Source organism: Brevundimonas intermedia (genome assembly GCF_004614235.1).
GTDB classification, from domain to species: domain Bacteria; phylum Pseudomonadota; class Alphaproteobacteria; order Caulobacterales; family Caulobacteraceae; genus Brevundimonas; species Brevundimonas intermedia_A.
The window spans coordinates 377183-392968 of record NZ_SPVH01000001.1 but is presented as its reverse complement, the minus strand read 5'-3'; the positions used below and the strand labels follow the sequence as shown (position 1 = coordinate 392968).

At 66.4% G+C, this 15786-nt stretch carries 12 protein-coding genes; 3 read left to right on the top strand and 9 right to left on the bottom strand.

What is annotated here, in order from left to right:
• Positions 1-2726: TonB-dependent receptor (locus EGY25_RS01755; protein ID WP_209307929.1), on the top strand; the 2726-nt coding region annotated here is incomplete at its 5' end.
• A gap of 76 nt (positions 2727-2802) precedes the next feature.
• A complete protein-coding gene (locus EGY25_RS01750; RefSeq protein WP_135193331.1) occupies positions 2803-3921 on the top strand; it encodes a pectinesterase family protein in 1119 nt (372 codons plus the stop codon).
• Positions 3922-4316: 395 nt separating this feature from the next.
• Here EGY25_RS01750 and EGY25_RS01745 read toward each other — a convergent pair whose 3' ends face one another.
• The 5 genes from EGY25_RS01745 to EGY25_RS01725 all read right to left on the bottom strand — a co-directional run bounded on the left by EGY25_RS01745 (position 4317) and on the right by EGY25_RS01725 (position 11098).
• Positions 4317-6509 (bottom strand): GumC family protein, encoded by a 2193-nt coding sequence (locus EGY25_RS01745; protein WP_135193330.1) that lies wholly within the window; start codon positions 6507-6509, stop codon positions 4317-4319.
• 71 nt (positions 6510-6580) lie between these two features.
• The gene (locus EGY25_RS01740) at positions 6581-7864 is read right to left on the bottom strand and encodes an outer membrane beta-barrel protein (RefSeq protein ID WP_135193329.1); all 1284 of its coding nucleotides are present in this window, start codon (positions 7862-7864) and stop codon (positions 6581-6583) included.
• Positions 7865-7882: 18 nt separating this feature from the next.
• Entirely contained in the window at positions 7883-8860 is a 978-nt protein-coding gene (locus EGY25_RS01735) for an SDR family NAD(P)-dependent oxidoreductase (protein ID WP_135193356.1), read from the bottom strand.
• Positions 8857-10179: a UDP-glucose dehydrogenase family protein gene (locus EGY25_RS01730; protein ID WP_135193328.1), complete on the bottom strand. Its 1323-nt coding sequence runs from the start codon at positions 10177-10179 to the stop codon at positions 8857-8859. Before EGY25_RS01730 ends, EGY25_RS01735 begins: the two co-directional genes overlap by 4 nt.
• Positions 10180-10306: 127 nt before the next feature.
• Positions 10307-11098, bottom strand: coding sequence for a PhoH family protein (locus tag EGY25_RS01725; RefSeq protein WP_135193355.1), 792 nt, complete (start codon positions 11096-11098; stop codon positions 10307-10309).
• Between the two features lie 311 nt (positions 11099-11409).
• Between EGY25_RS01725 and EGY25_RS01720 the strand changes: the two genes are divergently transcribed.
• The gene (locus EGY25_RS01720; protein WP_135193327.1) at positions 11410-11937 is read left to right on the top strand and encodes a gamma carbonic anhydrase family protein; all 528 of its coding nucleotides are present in this window, start codon (positions 11410-11412) and stop codon (positions 11935-11937) included.
• Positions 11938-11940: 3 nt separating this feature from the next.
• Here the strand turns inward: EGY25_RS01720 and EGY25_RS01715 are convergent, their stop codons facing one another.
• The 4 genes from EGY25_RS01715 to EGY25_RS01700 all read right to left on the bottom strand — a co-directional run bounded on the left by EGY25_RS01715 (position 11941) and on the right by EGY25_RS01700 (position 15703).
• Positions 11941-12870 carry a bifunctional riboflavin kinase/FAD synthetase gene (locus EGY25_RS01715; protein WP_135193326.1) on the bottom strand — a complete coding sequence of 310 codons (930 nt, stop codon included), beginning with the start codon at positions 12868-12870 and terminating at the stop codon, positions 11941-11943.
• Positions 12870-13331 carry a MaoC family dehydratase gene (locus EGY25_RS01710; protein ID WP_135193325.1) on the bottom strand — a complete coding sequence of 154 codons (462 nt, stop codon included), beginning with the start codon at positions 13329-13331 and terminating at the stop codon, positions 12870-12872. Before EGY25_RS01710 ends, EGY25_RS01715 begins: the two co-directional genes overlap by 1 nt.
• A gap of 39 nt (positions 13332-13370) precedes the next feature.
• Positions 13371-14240 carry a TIGR01459 family HAD-type hydrolase gene (locus tag EGY25_RS01705; protein WP_135193324.1) on the bottom strand — a complete coding sequence of 290 codons (870 nt, stop codon included), beginning with the start codon at positions 14238-14240 and terminating at the stop codon, positions 13371-13373.
• 191 nt (positions 14241-14431) lie between these two features.
• Positions 14432-15703: an EAL domain-containing protein gene (locus EGY25_RS01700; RefSeq protein ID WP_135193323.1), complete on the bottom strand. Its 1272-nt coding sequence runs from the start codon at positions 15701-15703 to the stop codon at positions 14432-14434.
• Positions 15704-15786 lie beyond the last annotated feature (83 nt).

Genomic DNA, 15786 nt, shown 5'->3' with positions numbered 1-15786 from the left:
TTCTCGCCGGTGCGACCGTGGCTCCGCAGACCGCCGCCCAGGGGAGCGAGGTCGAAGACCAGGCCGACGAAGTTGAAACTATCGTGGTAACCGGTTTCCGCGCCTCGTTAGGCAGCGCGCTGACCGCCAAGCGTCGGGCCAACGGCGTCGTCGATGTGATCAAGGCCGAGGACATGGCCGACTTCCCCGACGCCAACCTTGCGGAGTCCATTCAGCGGGTGCCGGGCGTCTCCATCGCACGCGACGCCGGCGAAGGCCGTCAGATCACGGTGCGGGGCCTGGGACCGCAGTTCACGCGTGTCCGCATCAACGGCGTCGAGGGCCAGAGCACGGCGTCGGGCACCGACAGCTCGGGCGGCGCGAACCGCAACCGCGCGTTCGACTTCAACGTCTTTGCGTCCGAGCTATTCAACAGCATCACCGTGCGCAAGACCGCCTCGGCCGAGACCGAAGAAGGCTCGCTGGGCGCGACGGTCGATCTGCAGACGGGCCGGCCCTTCGACTATTCCGGCGCCAATCTCGTGCTGTCGGGCCAGTATGGCTACAACGACCTGTCGCGCAAATGGGACCCCAGGTTCGCCGCGCTCGCCAGCAACACCTGGATGGACGGCCGGCTCGGCGCCCTGGTGTCGGTCGCCTACACCAAGCGGCAACTGCTGGAAGAAGGCCACGGCTCGGGTGGCTGGCTGAACGGCACCGAGGCCGGCGGCTACAATCCCGCGTCGCCCTTTGCCGACGCCAGCCGGGCGGATGTCTATACGCCGCGCTTCCCGCGCTATGGACGGCTCACCCATGATCAGGAGCGTCTCGGCCTGACCGGTTCAGTGCAGTTCCGCCCGCAGGAACAGACGCTGATCAACCTCGATCTGCTCTATTCCGACTTCAAGGCGACGCGTCAGGAGAACTGGCTGGAGGCCCTGTCCTTCGCCCGCAACGCGTCCCAGGGCGGACGGCCTGAGATCATCGTGCGTGAAGGCGTCATCGATGCGAATGGCGACATGGTCTATGGTCTGTTCGACGACGTCGATGTGGAGACCGAGACCCGCTACGACGAGCTGGACACCAAATACACCCAAGGCACGCTGAGCATCGAGCATGAGTTCAGCGACCGATTCCGCGTCAAGGGGCTGATCGGCTATTCCAAGTCCGATTTCGATAACCCGATCCAGACGACGGTGATCCTGAATCGCGAGAATTCGGACAACTACTTCTACGATTATCGACAGAACCGCGACGCGCCGCTGATCGGCTTCGGCTACGATGTCACCGATCCGCTGGCCTATAATTTCGGCGCCGCGCGTTCGGAGATCCGCCTGCGTCCGCAGGGGGTGACGAACACGATCAAGACGGCGCAGCTCGACGGAGGCTTTGACTTGACGCCGTCGCTGACGCTGAAGGCCGGGGTGAACTACAAGGAATACGAGTTCGATTCCTGGGCTCTGGCGCGCGTCAACGAGGGCGTCGTGCCCCAACTGCCGGCGGGCGTGACCCTGGCGAGCCTGACCGAGCTGGTCAGCGGCTTTGGACGCAATCTGGGTGCGCCGGACGGGACGGTGACGAACTGGATCGCACCGAACCTCAACGCCTTCGCGGACCTTTTCAACATCTACAGCGGCACGGGCCTGTTCGAGCTGAGCGGCGCATCGAACGCCAATGCGCGCGGCAATATCCGCAACGTCACCGAGAAGGATTCGGCCGCCTATCTGCAGCTGGACTTCGATACGGAGCTCGGCGGTATTCCGGTGCGTGGCGACATCGGTGTTCGCTATGTGAAGACGAAGCAGAGCTCGACCGGCTATCAACTGGTCGCCGGCACCGCCCAGCAGACGACGGTCGATCGCGACTATGACGACGTGCTGCCGGCATTGAACCTGACGGCAGAGGTCACGCCGGACTTCCTGCTGCGCTTCGGGGCGGCCAAGGTCATGACGCGCCCCAACCTCGGCAGTGTGACGCCGGGCGGCAGCCTGAGCACCGTCGGCGTGTTCAGCGTCAGTTCGGGCAATCCGTATCTGGATCCCATTCGCGCCACGACCTACGACCTGTCGGCCGAATGGTATTTCGCCCCGGACGCCCTGCTGTCGGTCGGGCTCTTCTACAAGGACATCGACAGCTACATCCAGACCTCGCGAATCTCACAGCCGTTCAACCAGTCGGGCCTTCCGCTTGATCTGCTCGACGGCCTGGGCGTGTCGCCCAGCGATGTCTTCCTGTTCAGCCAGCCGGTGAACACCGAGGGCGGCCCGCTGAAAGGGATAGAGATCAGCTATCAGCAACCCTTCACCTTCCTGCCTGGACCTTTCGACAATCTCGGCGCCATCTTCAACGTCACCCTGGTGGATTCGAAGATCAGCTACATCTCGTCGCGTTCTCCGACGGGCTTCGTCGAGAACGATCTGCTCGGTCTGTCGAAGACCGCCTACAACGCCACCCTCTATTATGAGGACGACCGGTTCAGCGCCCGTGTTTCGGCCGCCTATCGCGATCGCTATCTGACGGCGGTGCCCAGCGGCACCAGCACCAACGACATCGACGGGGTGCGCGAGATCGTGACGGTGGACGCCTCGGCCTCCTACGCCTTGAACGACCGCATCAAGGTGACGTTCGAAGGGCTGAACCTGACCGACGCCTTCAACGAGCAGTACACCGACAGCCGCCGCGACAGCATCTACGTCTATTCCCACACGGGACGGCAGTACAACTTCGGCGTCCGCTACACCTTCTAAGACACTCCCAACTCCCCCAAGGAGACCTGGCGCTGACCGGTTCGCCGGTCGGCGCCGATTTTCATTCGGAGCCGCCATGATCCCGCTGGTCTCACGTCGCAACCTGTTGGCCGCTGGCGCCGTCCTGCCCATGATGACGTCGACGTCGTCCTGGGCGGCAGCGACAGCATTCGACGCCGTCATCTGGGCCGGCCCCGGCGACCGTCAATTCGGCGCGCCCGTCTATCCCAGTCTTTCCGCCGCCATCGCCGCCGCGCCAGCGGACGGCCGACGGCCATTCCGCATTCTGGTGACGCGCGGAATCTGGACCGAGCAGGTCGTGGTGGACAAGCCGTTCATCCATCTGATCGGCGAGGATCGCTCGGGCTCTGTGATCAATCACCTGGCGGCCTCGGGTCTGGCGGCGCCGGATGGCCGGATGTGGGGCACGTTTCGCACGCCGACCCTGTTCGTGCGGGCGCCTGATTTCCATGCCGAGACTTTGACGATCAACAACGCCTTCGACGGTCTTTCCGAAATGACCAAGCCGAACGGCCTTCATTCGCATAATGGGGCAGGGCCTCAGGCCGTGGCCCTGATGCTGGACAAGGGGTCGGACCGCGCCGTCGTCCGCAACTGCGATATTCTCAGTTATCAGGACACCCTGTTCCCCGACGCAGGCGCGACGCTGTTCGATCGCTGCCTGATCACGGGCAGCTATGATTTCATCTTCGGGGGCGGGTGTGCCTGGTTCGAACGCTGTGAAATCCGGTCGCGTCTGCGGCCCGCCGATCCTGTCGAGGGCTATATCGTGGCCCCCAGCACACCCATCGAACAGGCTTACGGCTTCGTCTTCCACGAGTGCCGCCTGACTAAGGACGCGGACGTCGCACGACACTCCGTCTTTCTCGGACGGCCGTGGCGGCCCTCAAGCGCCTTCCCTGATGGACGGTATGGCGACCCGCGCTTCGTCGGGGCCACGACCTTCCTGAACTGCTGGATGGACGACCATATCGCGCCGGCCGGCTGGACCGAGATGTGGTACACGGGACGCGACGGCAATCCGCGCACCATGCTCCAGCCCGAAGACGTTCGCTTCGCCACCTTCGGCTCGCGCGGGCCGGGTCGCGCGGAGTTCTCACGCGGCGCACGCCTGACGGCGGAGCAGGCGGAGCGGATCAAAAAGGAAGTCGTGTTCGCCAGCGACCGTCAGTGACGCATCAGTACCGGTCAGACCCTGCGGTCGGGGTGTTGGATCTCGTGATCGTATTGGGCTTCGCATAGAGCGAGAGGGCCTCGGGTGCGGCGATACGCGCCCGAAATGGCGACCCAGCGGGCTTTACCGAGGTTCTCCAAGCGAGATTCTTGGACAATGTTTTATGATTTTTTGGCCATCAGGCAGGGCGACGGCATCTACGTCGCGTCGTTTCCACGATGTGGCCAACCCTTCTTTGTCCAAGCAGTTGCGGCGATCATCGAGGCCGGTTCATGAGTGCCTGTTCGAGGCTACGGCGCTGGCCGAAGCCAGGCCATCCTGCAGAAGCTGGAGATCGCCCCCAGGCAGTTCTGGCCGTCGCGCCCTTCCGGCGCAATGCGGGCTGAGAGCCGGCGTCAGGCGGCGTAGTATTTGCGGTAGGCCTGATAGTCGTAGCCGGCGTGGCCGTAGTCCTGTCTCGCCTGGGCTCTGACGTCGACCTGGGTCAGGGTGACGCCCAGGGTGCGGGCGCCGGACTGGTTCAGGATGCGGACGGCGGCGGCGACGGTGCGGGCGGGGGTCTTGCGCCAGCGGGCCAACAGAAGGACGCTGTCGGCCTTGGCCGCCAGGACGCGGGCGTCGGCCAGGACCAACACCGGCGCGGTGTCGATGACGATCAGATCGAACGCTTGACGGAGCTCTGTCAGCAGGGCGTCCATGGGCGGGGCGGCGAAGAGGTCGTCCGCCGACAGGCCGGCGCCCGACAGCGGCAGGACGTGCGCGCCTGATGCGGGGTCAAGCACCAGGAGGTTTCGCCAGGATGCCGCGCCGTGCAGCACCTCGGCCAGGCCCGCATTGGGATCCAAACCCAGCATACGCGTGACGCCGCGCCGACGCGGGTCGCCGTCGATCAGCAGTATGCGGCCGCCCGATCGGGCAGCGACGCGGGTCAGGCAGACGGCGGCGGTGGTCTTGCCCTCGCCGGGCAGGGCGGAGGTGACGGCGACGATGCGGCCGGCCGGCTCGCCCACGACGCTGACGATCGGGGTGATCGAGGTGCGCAGGGCGCGAAACGCCTCGGTGAAGACCGACAGCGGCCGTTGCAGCACGAGGTCTATCGGATGCAGGTCGCGGTCTTCCGGGGCGGCGACGGACGAGGCGAGCGGGATCGTACCGATAGGGGCCAGGCCCAGCTTGCGTTCGATGTCTTCGGGGCCGCCCAGGCCGGTCTGCATGGTGTTGGCGACGATGACGGCGAGCGCGCCGACGCCGACGCCCAGCACCAGACCGAGCGCGAGGCTGAGCATCAGGTTCGGCGCGCTCTGAGAGGTCGGCGGCGTAGCGCGCGAGACGATGCGGGCGTCGGCCTGTTCGACGCCGGTCTGGGCGCTGGTTTCGCGATAGCGGTCCAGGAAGGCGCGGTAGATGGCGCGGGCGGCCTCGGCTTCTCCCTCCAGTTCGCGCAGCCGGACCGAGGCGGCGTTGTTGTCGGCCAGGACGCCGCGCGCGGCGTTTAGGCTGGCCTGCACCGAGGCGGCGCGCTGCTGGGCGACCTGGGCCTGGGCGTCCAGGTTGGAGACGACGCGGCGGATCTCGGCCTGAATCTGGGCGTCGATGTCGGCCAACTCCTGGCGGGCGCGGATCATGTCGGGGTGCAGGGGGCCATAGCGGACGGACAGGTCGGCGACGCGGATGCTGATCGCCGCCCGTTGGGCGCGCAGATTCTGGACCACGGGCGAGGTCAGGGCCTCGCCGACATCGTCGCCGTTCGAACCGGCCGCCATCTGGGACCGGGCGGTGCGCAGGCGGGCGTCTTGTTCGGCCTGTTGCGCGCGGGCGGACGCCAGTTGCTGATTATAGACCGAGATTTCCTGCTCGGTCAGGGTCGCGCCCTGTGCGCTGAGCAGGCCGTTTTCGATGCGGTAGAGGGAGACGGCGGCGTCGGCGGTCTCGACCTGGCGGCGCAAGTCTTCCAGCCGGGCGCCGAGGAAGGCGTTGGCCTGGCTGTTGGCGTCGAACTTGGCGGTCAGCTGGGACTGAAGGTAGCGTTCGGCGAAGGCGTTGGCGATGCGGGCCGCCTTGGTCGGGCTGTCGGAGGTGAAGCCGACCGCCATCGAATAGGTCAGGCCGACGCGGCGCACGGTCAGGCGGCGGCTGACGGCGTCGATGACCTGCTGGCGCTCGATCTCGCGGTCGGGGATCGCGGTGCGGCCGGTCCGGTCGGCGAGGGCGGCGAAGGTGGATTTGCGCAGTCGGGCGTTGAACTCGGGATCCTGGGCCAGGTTCAGCGCGTCCACGACGCCGGCCGCGAGCTGGGGCGACTTCAGCACCTCGACCTCGGTGTCGACAATGGCGGCCTCGGCGTCGAGGGCGGACAGGACCGCCGGGCCGGCGATCACCTGTTCCTTGCGGGTGTTGATCTGAAGATTGGCGGTGGCGGTATAGACCGGCGTCTGGCCCAGCATCAGGGCCAACACGATCAGGCAGACGACTGTCGCGACCGCCATGAACAGGCCGGCGCGACGACGGAAGGCGGCGACGTAGCGTTGGAGGTCGATGTCGTCGTCGGAAGGCATGGTCCCGAGGGCAGGGTCGTTCGTCTGTGTCATCGCGCCATCGAACGGTGATCGTCCGTTTCAGTGGTGCGGCTTCGCCTTCAGGTTGTCAATCTTCGCGAGAGTTAGAACTGGGCGGTCGAGCCGACGTAGAACCGCGTGTTTTGATAGCTGGGGCCTTGGGCGGCGCCAGACGAGGACTGGTCGAGCCAGGTCAGGCCGGCGGTGAAGCCGTAGCGGCGACTGAGCCGATAGACCGCGCTGACGCCGGCGCCGAAGCGCGTGTCGGTGCGCGCCAGGCCGTTGTAGGCGTCGTCGGCATAGGTCGCCTGGGCCGTCAGAATCAGATTGCGCAGCAACTCGTGATCGACGGTGAGCGACAGGTCGGTGCGCAGGGCGCCGGCCGCGCCGATGACGCCCGTATCCTCGACGGTTCGCGCTGCGGCCGCTGTGACGGTGGTCAGCTGCGTCGGGAACCAGGACAGCTTCGCCCGGCCGCCGAAACCGTTTAGGTCGCCGAAGGCCGCGTCCTCGAAATCCTGGCGGATATAGCCGGCGGCGATCTCGCCCCGGACCAGGGCGCCCAGTTCGAAATCCACGCCCGCCAGGGTCTGATGGCCCGATGAGGTCCGCAGGGGGCGTCCGGCGATGCGGTCGTAGTCGCGGTCGTCGCTAATGACCTGCAGGAAGATCGCCGTGGCGGGGGAAAGGGCATAGTCGGCGCGGCCGGTCAGGGTGAAGACCGTGCGGTCGCGGTCGTCCTGTTCGATCACGGCGCCCGTTTCGCCAAAGCCGTCGCGGTAGTCGTAGCGGTGAACGGCGGCTCGCGCCGAGACGCGCAGACGTCCCCTGGCCCGTTCGGCGTCGAGAGAGGCGGATGCGAGGTCGAAGGCGACGGGCTCCTGCGTGATCGGATCGGCGCCGGATGCGGTGCGCGCCTCGTGGTCATGGGCATAGTCGACGGCGAAGGTGATGCTGGCACCGCGAACGACATCAAGGCGGCCGGCGCCGCGCAGATTCCAGTCGATGGTATTCTCGCTGTCGAAGTCGAGATTTCGGTCGATCTGGGCGCGGGCTTGGGCCTGGAGTGCGTGGCGGGACCAGTTGGATTTGGCGGCGATCTCGGGACGCAGTCGCAGGGTCGTGGCGGCTTGGCGGTCGTCTTCGGCGGCGAAGACGTTGTCGTCTTGGACGATATCGAAAGGAAGCCGGGGAAAGACGGTGAAGCCGCCCGTGCGGATGCCCAGGGCGTCATAAGCGGGTTGCGGACGGTCGCGCACGGCGACGGCGCGGTCGCGGGCGAACAGGTCGGCGGTTCGATCCTGGGCCGTGCGTAGAGATTGGGCGGACGCCTCGGTCGCGCCGAACAGGGCCAGTGCGGCGGCGGCCGGAAGGATGTCGCGTCGCATCGGCCCCCGCCTTTCGCTTCAGCCGTTCTCGTACTGCCGCCACCAGGCGACGAACGTCTCCAGCCCGGCCTTCAGCGGCACCTTGGGCTGGTAGCCGGTCAGGGCGTTCAGCTTGGAGATGTCGGCATAGGTGGCGGTCACATCACCCGGCTGCATCGGCCGCATGACCTTCTTCGCCTCGACGCCCAGGGCGGTTTCCAGCGTCGAGATCATGTCCATCAGACCGACCGGCTGGCTGTCGCCGATGTTGTAGACCTCATGCACGCCCTGAGCCGGCGGGTGGTCCAGCACGGCGACCACGCCATCGACGATGTCGTCGATATAGGTGAAGTCGCGCGCCATCCGGCCCTCGCCATAGACCTCGATGGCGTCACCGCGCACGATCTTCTGCGTGAAGCTGAAATAGGCCATGTCCGGCCGGCCCCAGGGGCCATAGACGGTGAAGAAGCGCAGGCCTGATTGCGGGAAACCATAGAGCTTGGCGTAGCTCTGGCTCATCAGTTCGCAAGACCGTTTGGTCGCGGCGTAGAGCGAGACGGGCTGGACCGTCGGGTCGTCTTCGCGGAAGCCTGAGCCCTCCAGCGGCCGGTCGCCATAGACGGAACTGGACGAGGCATAGACCAGATGGGTCACGCCATTGTGGCGCGCGGCCTCCAGCATCGACAGATGGCCGGCCAGGTTGGACCGCTCATAGGCGAAGGGGTTCTCCAGCGAATACCGCACCCCCGCCTGGGCCGCGAGATGGACGATTCGCTTGACGCCGGCGTCGGCGACCAAAGCGCGCATCTGCTCATGATCGGCGATGTCGGCGCGCACCATGCGAAAGCCGTCGCGCCCCTCCAGCCGGGCGGCGCGGGCCGCCTTAAGGCGCGGATCATAGTAGTCGTTGAAGACATCGACCCCGATCACCTGTTCGCCACGGTCCAGCAGGCGTTCGGCGACGTGCATGCCGATGAAGCCGGCCGCACCGGTGACGAGGATCGGCGCCCCCATCAGCCGCGCCCGATGCCCATGTAGCGGAAGCCGCGGCTCTTCATGTCCTCGGGCCGATAGATATTGCGCAGATCGACTAGGACGGGCTGCTTCATCAAGAGCTTGATGCGGTCCAGATCCAAGGCGCGGAACTGGTCCCATTCGGTGACTAGAACGACGGCGTCGGCGCCGACGACGGCGTCATAGGCGCTGTCCTTCATCTCGACGTCGGGCAGCAGTTTGGCGGCCTCGTGCATGCCCTCGGGGTCGAAGGCCTGGACCTTGGCGCCGGCTGCGATCAGGGCGGGCGCGATGTCCAGGCTGGGCGCGTCGCGCATGTCGTCGGTGTTCGGCTTGAACGTCAGGCCCAGCAGGGCGACCGTCTTGCCCTGGACGCTGGTTCCCAGGGTCGCGGCGACGCGTTCGGCCATGGCCTTCTTGCGGGCGTCGTTGACCTCGACCGTGGCCTCGATCAGCTTTGTCGGGGCGCCATACTGCTGAGCCGTGCGGACCAGGGCGATGGTGTCCTTGGGAAAGCACGAACCGCCGTAGCCGGGGCCGGCGTGCAGGAATTTCGAGCCGATCCGCTTGTCCAGGCCGATGCCGCGCGCGACCTGCTGCACGTCGGCGCCGACGGCCTCGCACAGGTCCGCCATCTCGTTGATGAAGGTGATCTTCATCGCCAGGAAGGCGTTGGCCGCGTATTTGATCAGCTCCGACGTGCGTCGGCCGACGAACAGCAGCGGGCTCTCGTTCAGGTTCAGCGGACGATAGAGCTCGCTCATCACCTTCTGGGCGCGCGACCCCGTGTCGCTGTCGATGTCGTCGACGCCGATGACGACGCGGTCGGGACGTTTGAAGTCGCCGATGGCGGCGCCTTCACGCAGGAACTCGGGGTTGGAGACGACGGCGAAGTCAGCCTGGGGATTGGTCTTGCGGATAATGGCCTCTACCTCATCGCCCGTGCCGACCGGGACGGTGGACTTGGTGACGATGACGGTGAAGCCCTCAATCAGACCGGCGATCTCCTCGGCGGCGGCATGAACGTAGGAGAGGTCGGCATGGCCGTCGCCGCGACGCGTCGGCGTGCCTACGGCGATGAAAACGGCGTCGGCGTTACGGATGGCCTCGGCGCCGTCCAGGGTGAAGAACAGCCGGCCTTCGCGCACGTTTGCGGCGACCAGATCGTCCAGCCCCGGCTCGAAGATCGGAATCTCGCCCCGCTCCAGCCGTTCGATCTTGGACGGGTCCTTGTCGATGCACGTGACGACGTGCCCGAAGTCGGCGAAACAGGCGCCGGACACCAGGCCTACATAACCCGTCCCAATCATCGCTACGCGCATCGAAATCCCTCATCAGCGGCGACGCGACCTTTAGCGGGGCGGTGCGCTTCGGGACAATGGCTTTTGGTTTCTTGCTGCAACCGGAGTGCAGCCGACGCCTCGCGGCACCGGCTGCAGGCAGAGGCGCCTAGAGGACGCCGATCATTGAGGCGACCAGCGGGTGACGGACGATGTCGCGTTCGGCTAAGCGAACCACGGCGATGTCCGGCACGGCCTCAAGACGAGCGGACACATCGGACAGGCCCGAGATGCCGGGCAGCAGGTCGGACTGCTGCGGATCGCCCGTGACCACCATCGTCGAGTGCCAGCCCAGGCGGGTCAGCAGCATCTTGAGCTGGACGTAGGTGCAGTTCTGCGCCTCGTCCACGACGATGAAGGCGTTGTTCAGGGTGCGGCCGCGCATATAGCCGATGGGGGCGATCTCGATCAGACCCTCGGCCATCAGGGCCTTGACCCGCTTCATCGACAAGCGATCCGACAGGGCGTCGTACAGCGGGCGCAGATAGGGGGCCAGCTTGTCCTCCATGTCGCCGGGCAGGAAGCCGATCGATTCGCCCGCCTCGACGGCAGGACGGCTGAGGACGATGCGGCCGATCTTGCCGGCCTCCAGCGCCTCTACGGCTTTGGCGACGGCGAGATAGGTCTTGCCGGTGCCTGCGGGACCGAGCGCCATGACCAGATTGTGGGCGTCGATGGCCTCCATCATTTCGATCTGGCCCTCTGATTTGGGCTTCAGCGTCTTGAGGTAGCCCTGTTCCCGATCATCGTTCGACGGGTTGGGCGACCAGCCCGACCTTTCGTTGTGAGGGGCATGGAGCCGGCGAACTTTCGACTCCTCCATGAAGTCACGCGAATCCAGGATTCCGTGTTCACGCGTTTGACGCTTGGTTGCAGCACGCTTGGTCATGGACGCCTCCAGGGCATGAAAAAAGGCGGACCCACACGGGTTCCGCCTTGGATGGTCTTGGGGAGGAAAGGGTCGCGGCCCGCATCGCAGCGACCGCCCGGATCGACAGCAGGGCCGTCTGCAACGGGACAGGCCCGCCGCCGAACAACCGAACCAGGATCCCAACGCGCCACGCGAAAGCCCCGACAATGACCGGATCGGGCTTGATCCGGTTTCGGATCCGGGGCCGAAATGGCGACCCACGAATCGCATCAACAGTTTGATGCTATCGTGGTTAGCGATCCGTTAAAGCCCTCATTTTTCAAAGATTAGGCGGTGCACTGATGACCATTTACGCATTGGGCGACAGCAAACCGCAGCTTCCGCCGCTGGGCGAATACTGGGTGGCGCCGAGTGCGTCGGTGATAGGGAATGTGATTCTGCATGCCAACGCCAGCGTCTGGTTCGGCGCCGTGCTGCGCGGGGACAACGATCCCATCACAGTGGGTCCTGACAGCAACATTCAGGACGGCAGCGTCCTGCACACCGACATGGGATCGCCCCTGACCTTGGGGCGCGGGGTGACGGTGGGGCACAAGGCCATGCTGCATGGTTGCGAGGTCGGGGACTACAGCCTGATCGGCATCGGGGCGGTGGTGCTGAACGGGGTGAAAATCGGCAAGAACTGCATCATCGGCGCGAACGCCCTGATCACCGAGGGCAAGGTCATTCCCGACAACAGTCTGGTCATGGGGCAGCCGGGCAAGGTGGTGCGCGAACGCGATCCGGCGCACATCGCTGTGCTGCAAATGTCGGCCGAGCACTATGTGCAGAACTGGAAGCGGTTTGCGGAGGAGTTGAGGGCGGTCTGACCCTCAGGTCGCGAGAACCGCCCGCGCCGCTGCCGCATCCGCGTCGATCTGGGCCTTCAGGGCGTCGAGGCCGTCGAAGGTTTCCTCGCCTCGCAGCCACGCGACCAGTTGGGTGTCCAGCGTCTGGCCATAGAGGTCGCCGTCGAAGTCGAACAGCCAGACTTCCAGCAACGGGGTCTCCAGCGCATACATGGGGCGCAAACCTAGGCTGGCGACGCCGTCGATGATGCGCCCGTCCGCCAAGCGGCTGCGGGTCGCATAGACGCCGTAGGCGGGGCGCATGTAGTCGCTCAAGGGTATGTTGGCAGTCGGCACGCCGATGGTGCGGCCACGCTTGTCGCCATGAATCACCTCGCCCCGGATGGCGAAGGGGCGGCCCAGGATGGCGGCGGCACGGGCCATGTCGCCGGCCTTCAGGGCCTCGCGCACGGCGCTGGACGACAGTTTCAGGCCGTCGGCGTCGTCCAGGCGTTCGGCGACCGAGACGGTGAAGCCCAGCCGTTCGCCATGGGTGCGCAAACCCTCGGGCGAGCCGGAGCGGCCCTTGCCGAAGGTGAAGTCGAAACCGACGGCGGCGTGGCGGATGCCCAGGCCGTCGGACAGCACGCGCTCGGCGAAGGCGGCGTCGGTCATGCCGGCCATCTCGGCGTCGAAGGGCAGCAGATACAGGATGTCCACGCCCAGCGGCGCCAGAGCCTCCGCCATCTGGTCGGCGGTCATCAGGCGGAAAGGGGCGGCCTCGGGCTGGAACCAGCGGCGCGGATGGGGATCGAAGCTGACGACGCCCAAGGGCGCGCCCAGCCGTTTAGCGGCCTCGCGTGCGCCGGCGATGACGGCCTGATGCCCCCGATGCACGCCGTCGAAGGCGCCGACGGCGACCGCCGCGCCCTTCAGGGCCTCGGACAGGCCGCGCCAGTCGCGGACGATCTGCATCAGCGCTGGGACGGTTTGCGCCGGCGGGGCACGCGGACGACGGCGACGCCGTCCATGATCATGGTCTCGCCGACGAAGCCTTCGCAGCTGAGCTTAACCCGCGCGCTCTCGGCCTCGACCTCGATCACGGTGATCACGATGCGCACGACGTCGTCGATGCGCACCGGCTGATGGAAGGCCAGGGTCTGGGAGATGTAGATCGATCCCGCGCCCGGCAGCATGGTGCCGACCACCGCAGAGCCGAACGAGGCGCTGAGCAGGCCGTGGGCGATCCGGCCGCGATAGGCGGTCTTGGACGCGTAAGCCTCGTCCAGGTGGACGGGATTGAAGTCGTCGGACGCCTCGGCGAACAGCCGGATGCGGTCCTCCGTGGCGACGACGATTTTCTCGGCGGCCATGCCGACGTGAAGTTCGTCCAGGATGTAACCACCGGACGGATGCTGTTGAACCAATTCGACCATGATGCAGGCTTTAGCTGCGGTGCGACAAAATGGCGAGCCTTACCAGGCGAGTTCGAGCGCGGCGTATCGCGCATAGGTCGTTTCGGCCTTCAGCAGGTCGCCGGCGGGGGCGGGGTCGAGGGTTCCGTCCTCGCCCTTGGCCTGGTCGCCGTGGATGCCCTGGGCGATGAACAGGCAGTCCAGCGCCTGGGCGTTGGCGCCCATTACGTCGGTGACGACGCCGTCGCCGATGCACAGGACGCGCGAGCGATCGACCGGACGGCCCAGCAGGCTTTGCGCCTCATGCAGGGCCAGGTCGTAGATGGGGGCGAAGGGCTTGCCCGCCATGACCACGCGCCCGCCCAGAGATTCGTAGAGATCGGCCAGCGATCCGCCGCAGTAGATCAACTGGTCGCCCCGCTGCACCACGCGGTCGGGGTTGGCGCAGATCAGTTCGATATCGCGCGCCGCGCCGACGGCGAACCGTTCGCGGTAGTCCTCGGGCGTATCGACCGTGTCGTCGAAGGGGCCGGTGACGGAGATGAAGGCGGCGTCCTGGGCGCTGTCGGCGCGCCTGAGGTCCAGCCCGGCGTAGAGGGGAGCGTCGCGTTCAGGACCGACGATCCAGGCCGGGCCGGGCGCGCGCTTGGCCAGTTCGGCACGGGTCGCGTCGCCAGAGGTGACGAAGGCCTTCCACGCCTCGCGCGGGACGCCCAGGCCGTCGAGTTGGGCGATCACGTCGGAGGCCGGGCGGGGCGAGTTGGAGATCAGGACGACATGGCCGCCCTCGCGGTTGAACCGCGTCAGGGCTTCGCAGGGCGCCGCCCAGCTTTCGCGGCCGTTGTGGATCACGCCCCACACGTCGCAGAGCAGGATGTCGTAGTCGCCGGCGACGGCGCCGAGGTGAGGCAGGGCGTGGGGGAGGGTCATGGTGTGTTGGTAGCGGTTTGGACCCCAACGCGAAAGTCTCCTCCCCACTTGTGGGGAGGGGGACCACGAAGTGGTGGAGGGGCTTTTGAAATCCCACAGACGCCTGCGATGCGGTGAAGAGCCCCTCCGTCACGGCGCGAACGCGCGCCGCGCCACCTCCCCACGAGGTGGGGAGGAGACGGATTGTTCCGCTAAAACCGTCGGCGCTGTTCGGCGCTGCGCAGGGTCGAACGCAGGAACTCGGCCGGCGGGTCGGTCTCGGCCAGGACCTCGTCCTTGATGGCGCGGGGTTCGCCGAACAGGTGGCCCTGGCCCATCGCAACATCGAGCTCCAGGATGTCGACGACCTGGCGTTCGTTCTCGACCTTTTCGGCGATGACCTCGACGCCGTAACGACGGGTCAGGGCGGCGAAGTCGGCGGCCTGGATGTCGGGCATGGAGCGCAAGGGCGCGCCGCCGTCCAGATCCAGCAGCTGTTCGATCATCAGGTCGGCCGAGACCTTGATGAACTTGACGTCCGACCGCTGCAGGTCGGCGAAGTCGAGGTCCAGCGTCTGCACCTTGTCCAGCGAGAAGCGGAAGCCGAGGTCAGCCAGCTTGGCCATGTTGCGGGCCTCGATGGCGCCGCGGGCGTCGAAGGTGGCCTGGCCCAGTTCGAAGATCAGGGCCTGGTTCAGGTCTCGGTTCTCGGAAAGGAAATCCAGGAACTGCGGGAAGAAGGTCTCGTCGCCCAGCGAGGTCAGGGCCACGTTGCAGAAGACGCCGACCTTGCGATCCTGGCGCGCCAGGCGGCGCACGATCTGGGCGCAGCGGAACAGCAGCAGATTGTCGATGGCGGGCACCAGGCCTTCGCCCTCGGCCAGAGACAGGTATTCCGCCGGCATCATGACGCGGTCGGTCGAATCCCGCAGACGGGTGAAGCTCTCGTAGAAGATGGTCCGGCGCTGAGGCAGGGAGACGACCGGCTGGAGATACAGATCGACGCGGCCTTCGCTGAGCGCTTCGTGGATGGTGCGCAGCAGGACGTTGGACTGGGCCACGCGACGGCCCTCGAAGGTCTCGACGCCGATGTGGGGCGCGGCCGACAGGCGTTCGTCGATGCTCTCGCTCATCTGCTGGACCAGGGATTCCAGCATGCGAACCTCGCCGGTCAGGGCGTCGGTGTCGGACAGGACGCCGCTTTCGATGGCGTGGGCCAATTCGGTGAGGGCGCCTTGCGTCGACTCCATCGCATCGGCCAGCAGGCGGTGAGCCTCGCGCACCTGGCCGATTTCCTTCTTCAGGACGCGGCGCTCGGCGATGCCGGTGACGATGCCGTGAAAGGCGCCCAGCAGACCCAGCGCGCCGAGCGTTCCCGCCACACCTGCGCCGATCCCGAGGCCGGCGCGCCACAGGAAGGCGCCCACGGTCATGCCGAGGAACAGGTAGGCGAAATACAGAAAGCCCGTTGTTACGTTGCGCATCGGCTGGCGGTCGGCCACTCCCGGATGGAATCGCCCGAGTATCAGGCTATCAATGTCATTCGGCTAGAGCGGGAAAACAAATA

What these genes read in the sequence shown, in the direction of transcription:
- EGY25_RS01750 (WP_135193331.1), top strand. Translation starts at nt 2,803, where the DNA reads ATGATCCCGCTGGTCTCACGTCGCAACCTGTTGGCCGCTGGCGCCGTC.
- EGY25_RS01745 (WP_135193330.1), bottom strand. Translation starts at nt 6,509, where the DNA reads ATGACACAGACGAACGACCCTGCCCTCGGGACCATGCCTTCCGACGAC.
- EGY25_RS01740 (WP_135193329.1), bottom strand. Translation starts at nt 7,864, where the DNA reads ATGCGACGCGACATCCTTCCGGCCGCCGCCGCACTGGCCCTGTTCGGC.
- EGY25_RS01730 (WP_135193328.1), bottom strand. Translation starts at nt 10,179, where the DNA reads ATGCGCGTAGCGATGATTGGGACGGGTTATGTAGGCCTGGTGTCCGGC.
- EGY25_RS01720 (WP_135193327.1), top strand. Translation starts at nt 11,410, where the DNA reads ATGACCATTTACGCATTGGGCGACAGCAAACCGCAGCTTCCGCCGCTG.
- EGY25_RS01715 (WP_135193326.1), bottom strand. Translation starts at nt 12,870, where the DNA reads ATGCAGATCGTCCGCGACTGGCGCGGCCTGTCCGAGGCCCTGAAGGGC.
- EGY25_RS01710 (WP_135193325.1), bottom strand. Translation starts at nt 13,331, where the DNA reads ATGGTCGAATTGGTTCAACAGCATCCGTCCGGTGGTTACATCCTGGAC.
- EGY25_RS01705 (WP_135193324.1), bottom strand. Translation starts at nt 14,240, where the DNA reads ATGACCCTCCCCCACGCCCTGCCTCACCTCGGCGCCGTCGCCGGCGAC.
- EGY25_RS01700 (WP_135193323.1), bottom strand. Translation starts at nt 15,703, where the DNA reads ATGCGCAACGTAACAACGGGCTTTCTGTATTTCGCCTACCTGTTCCTC.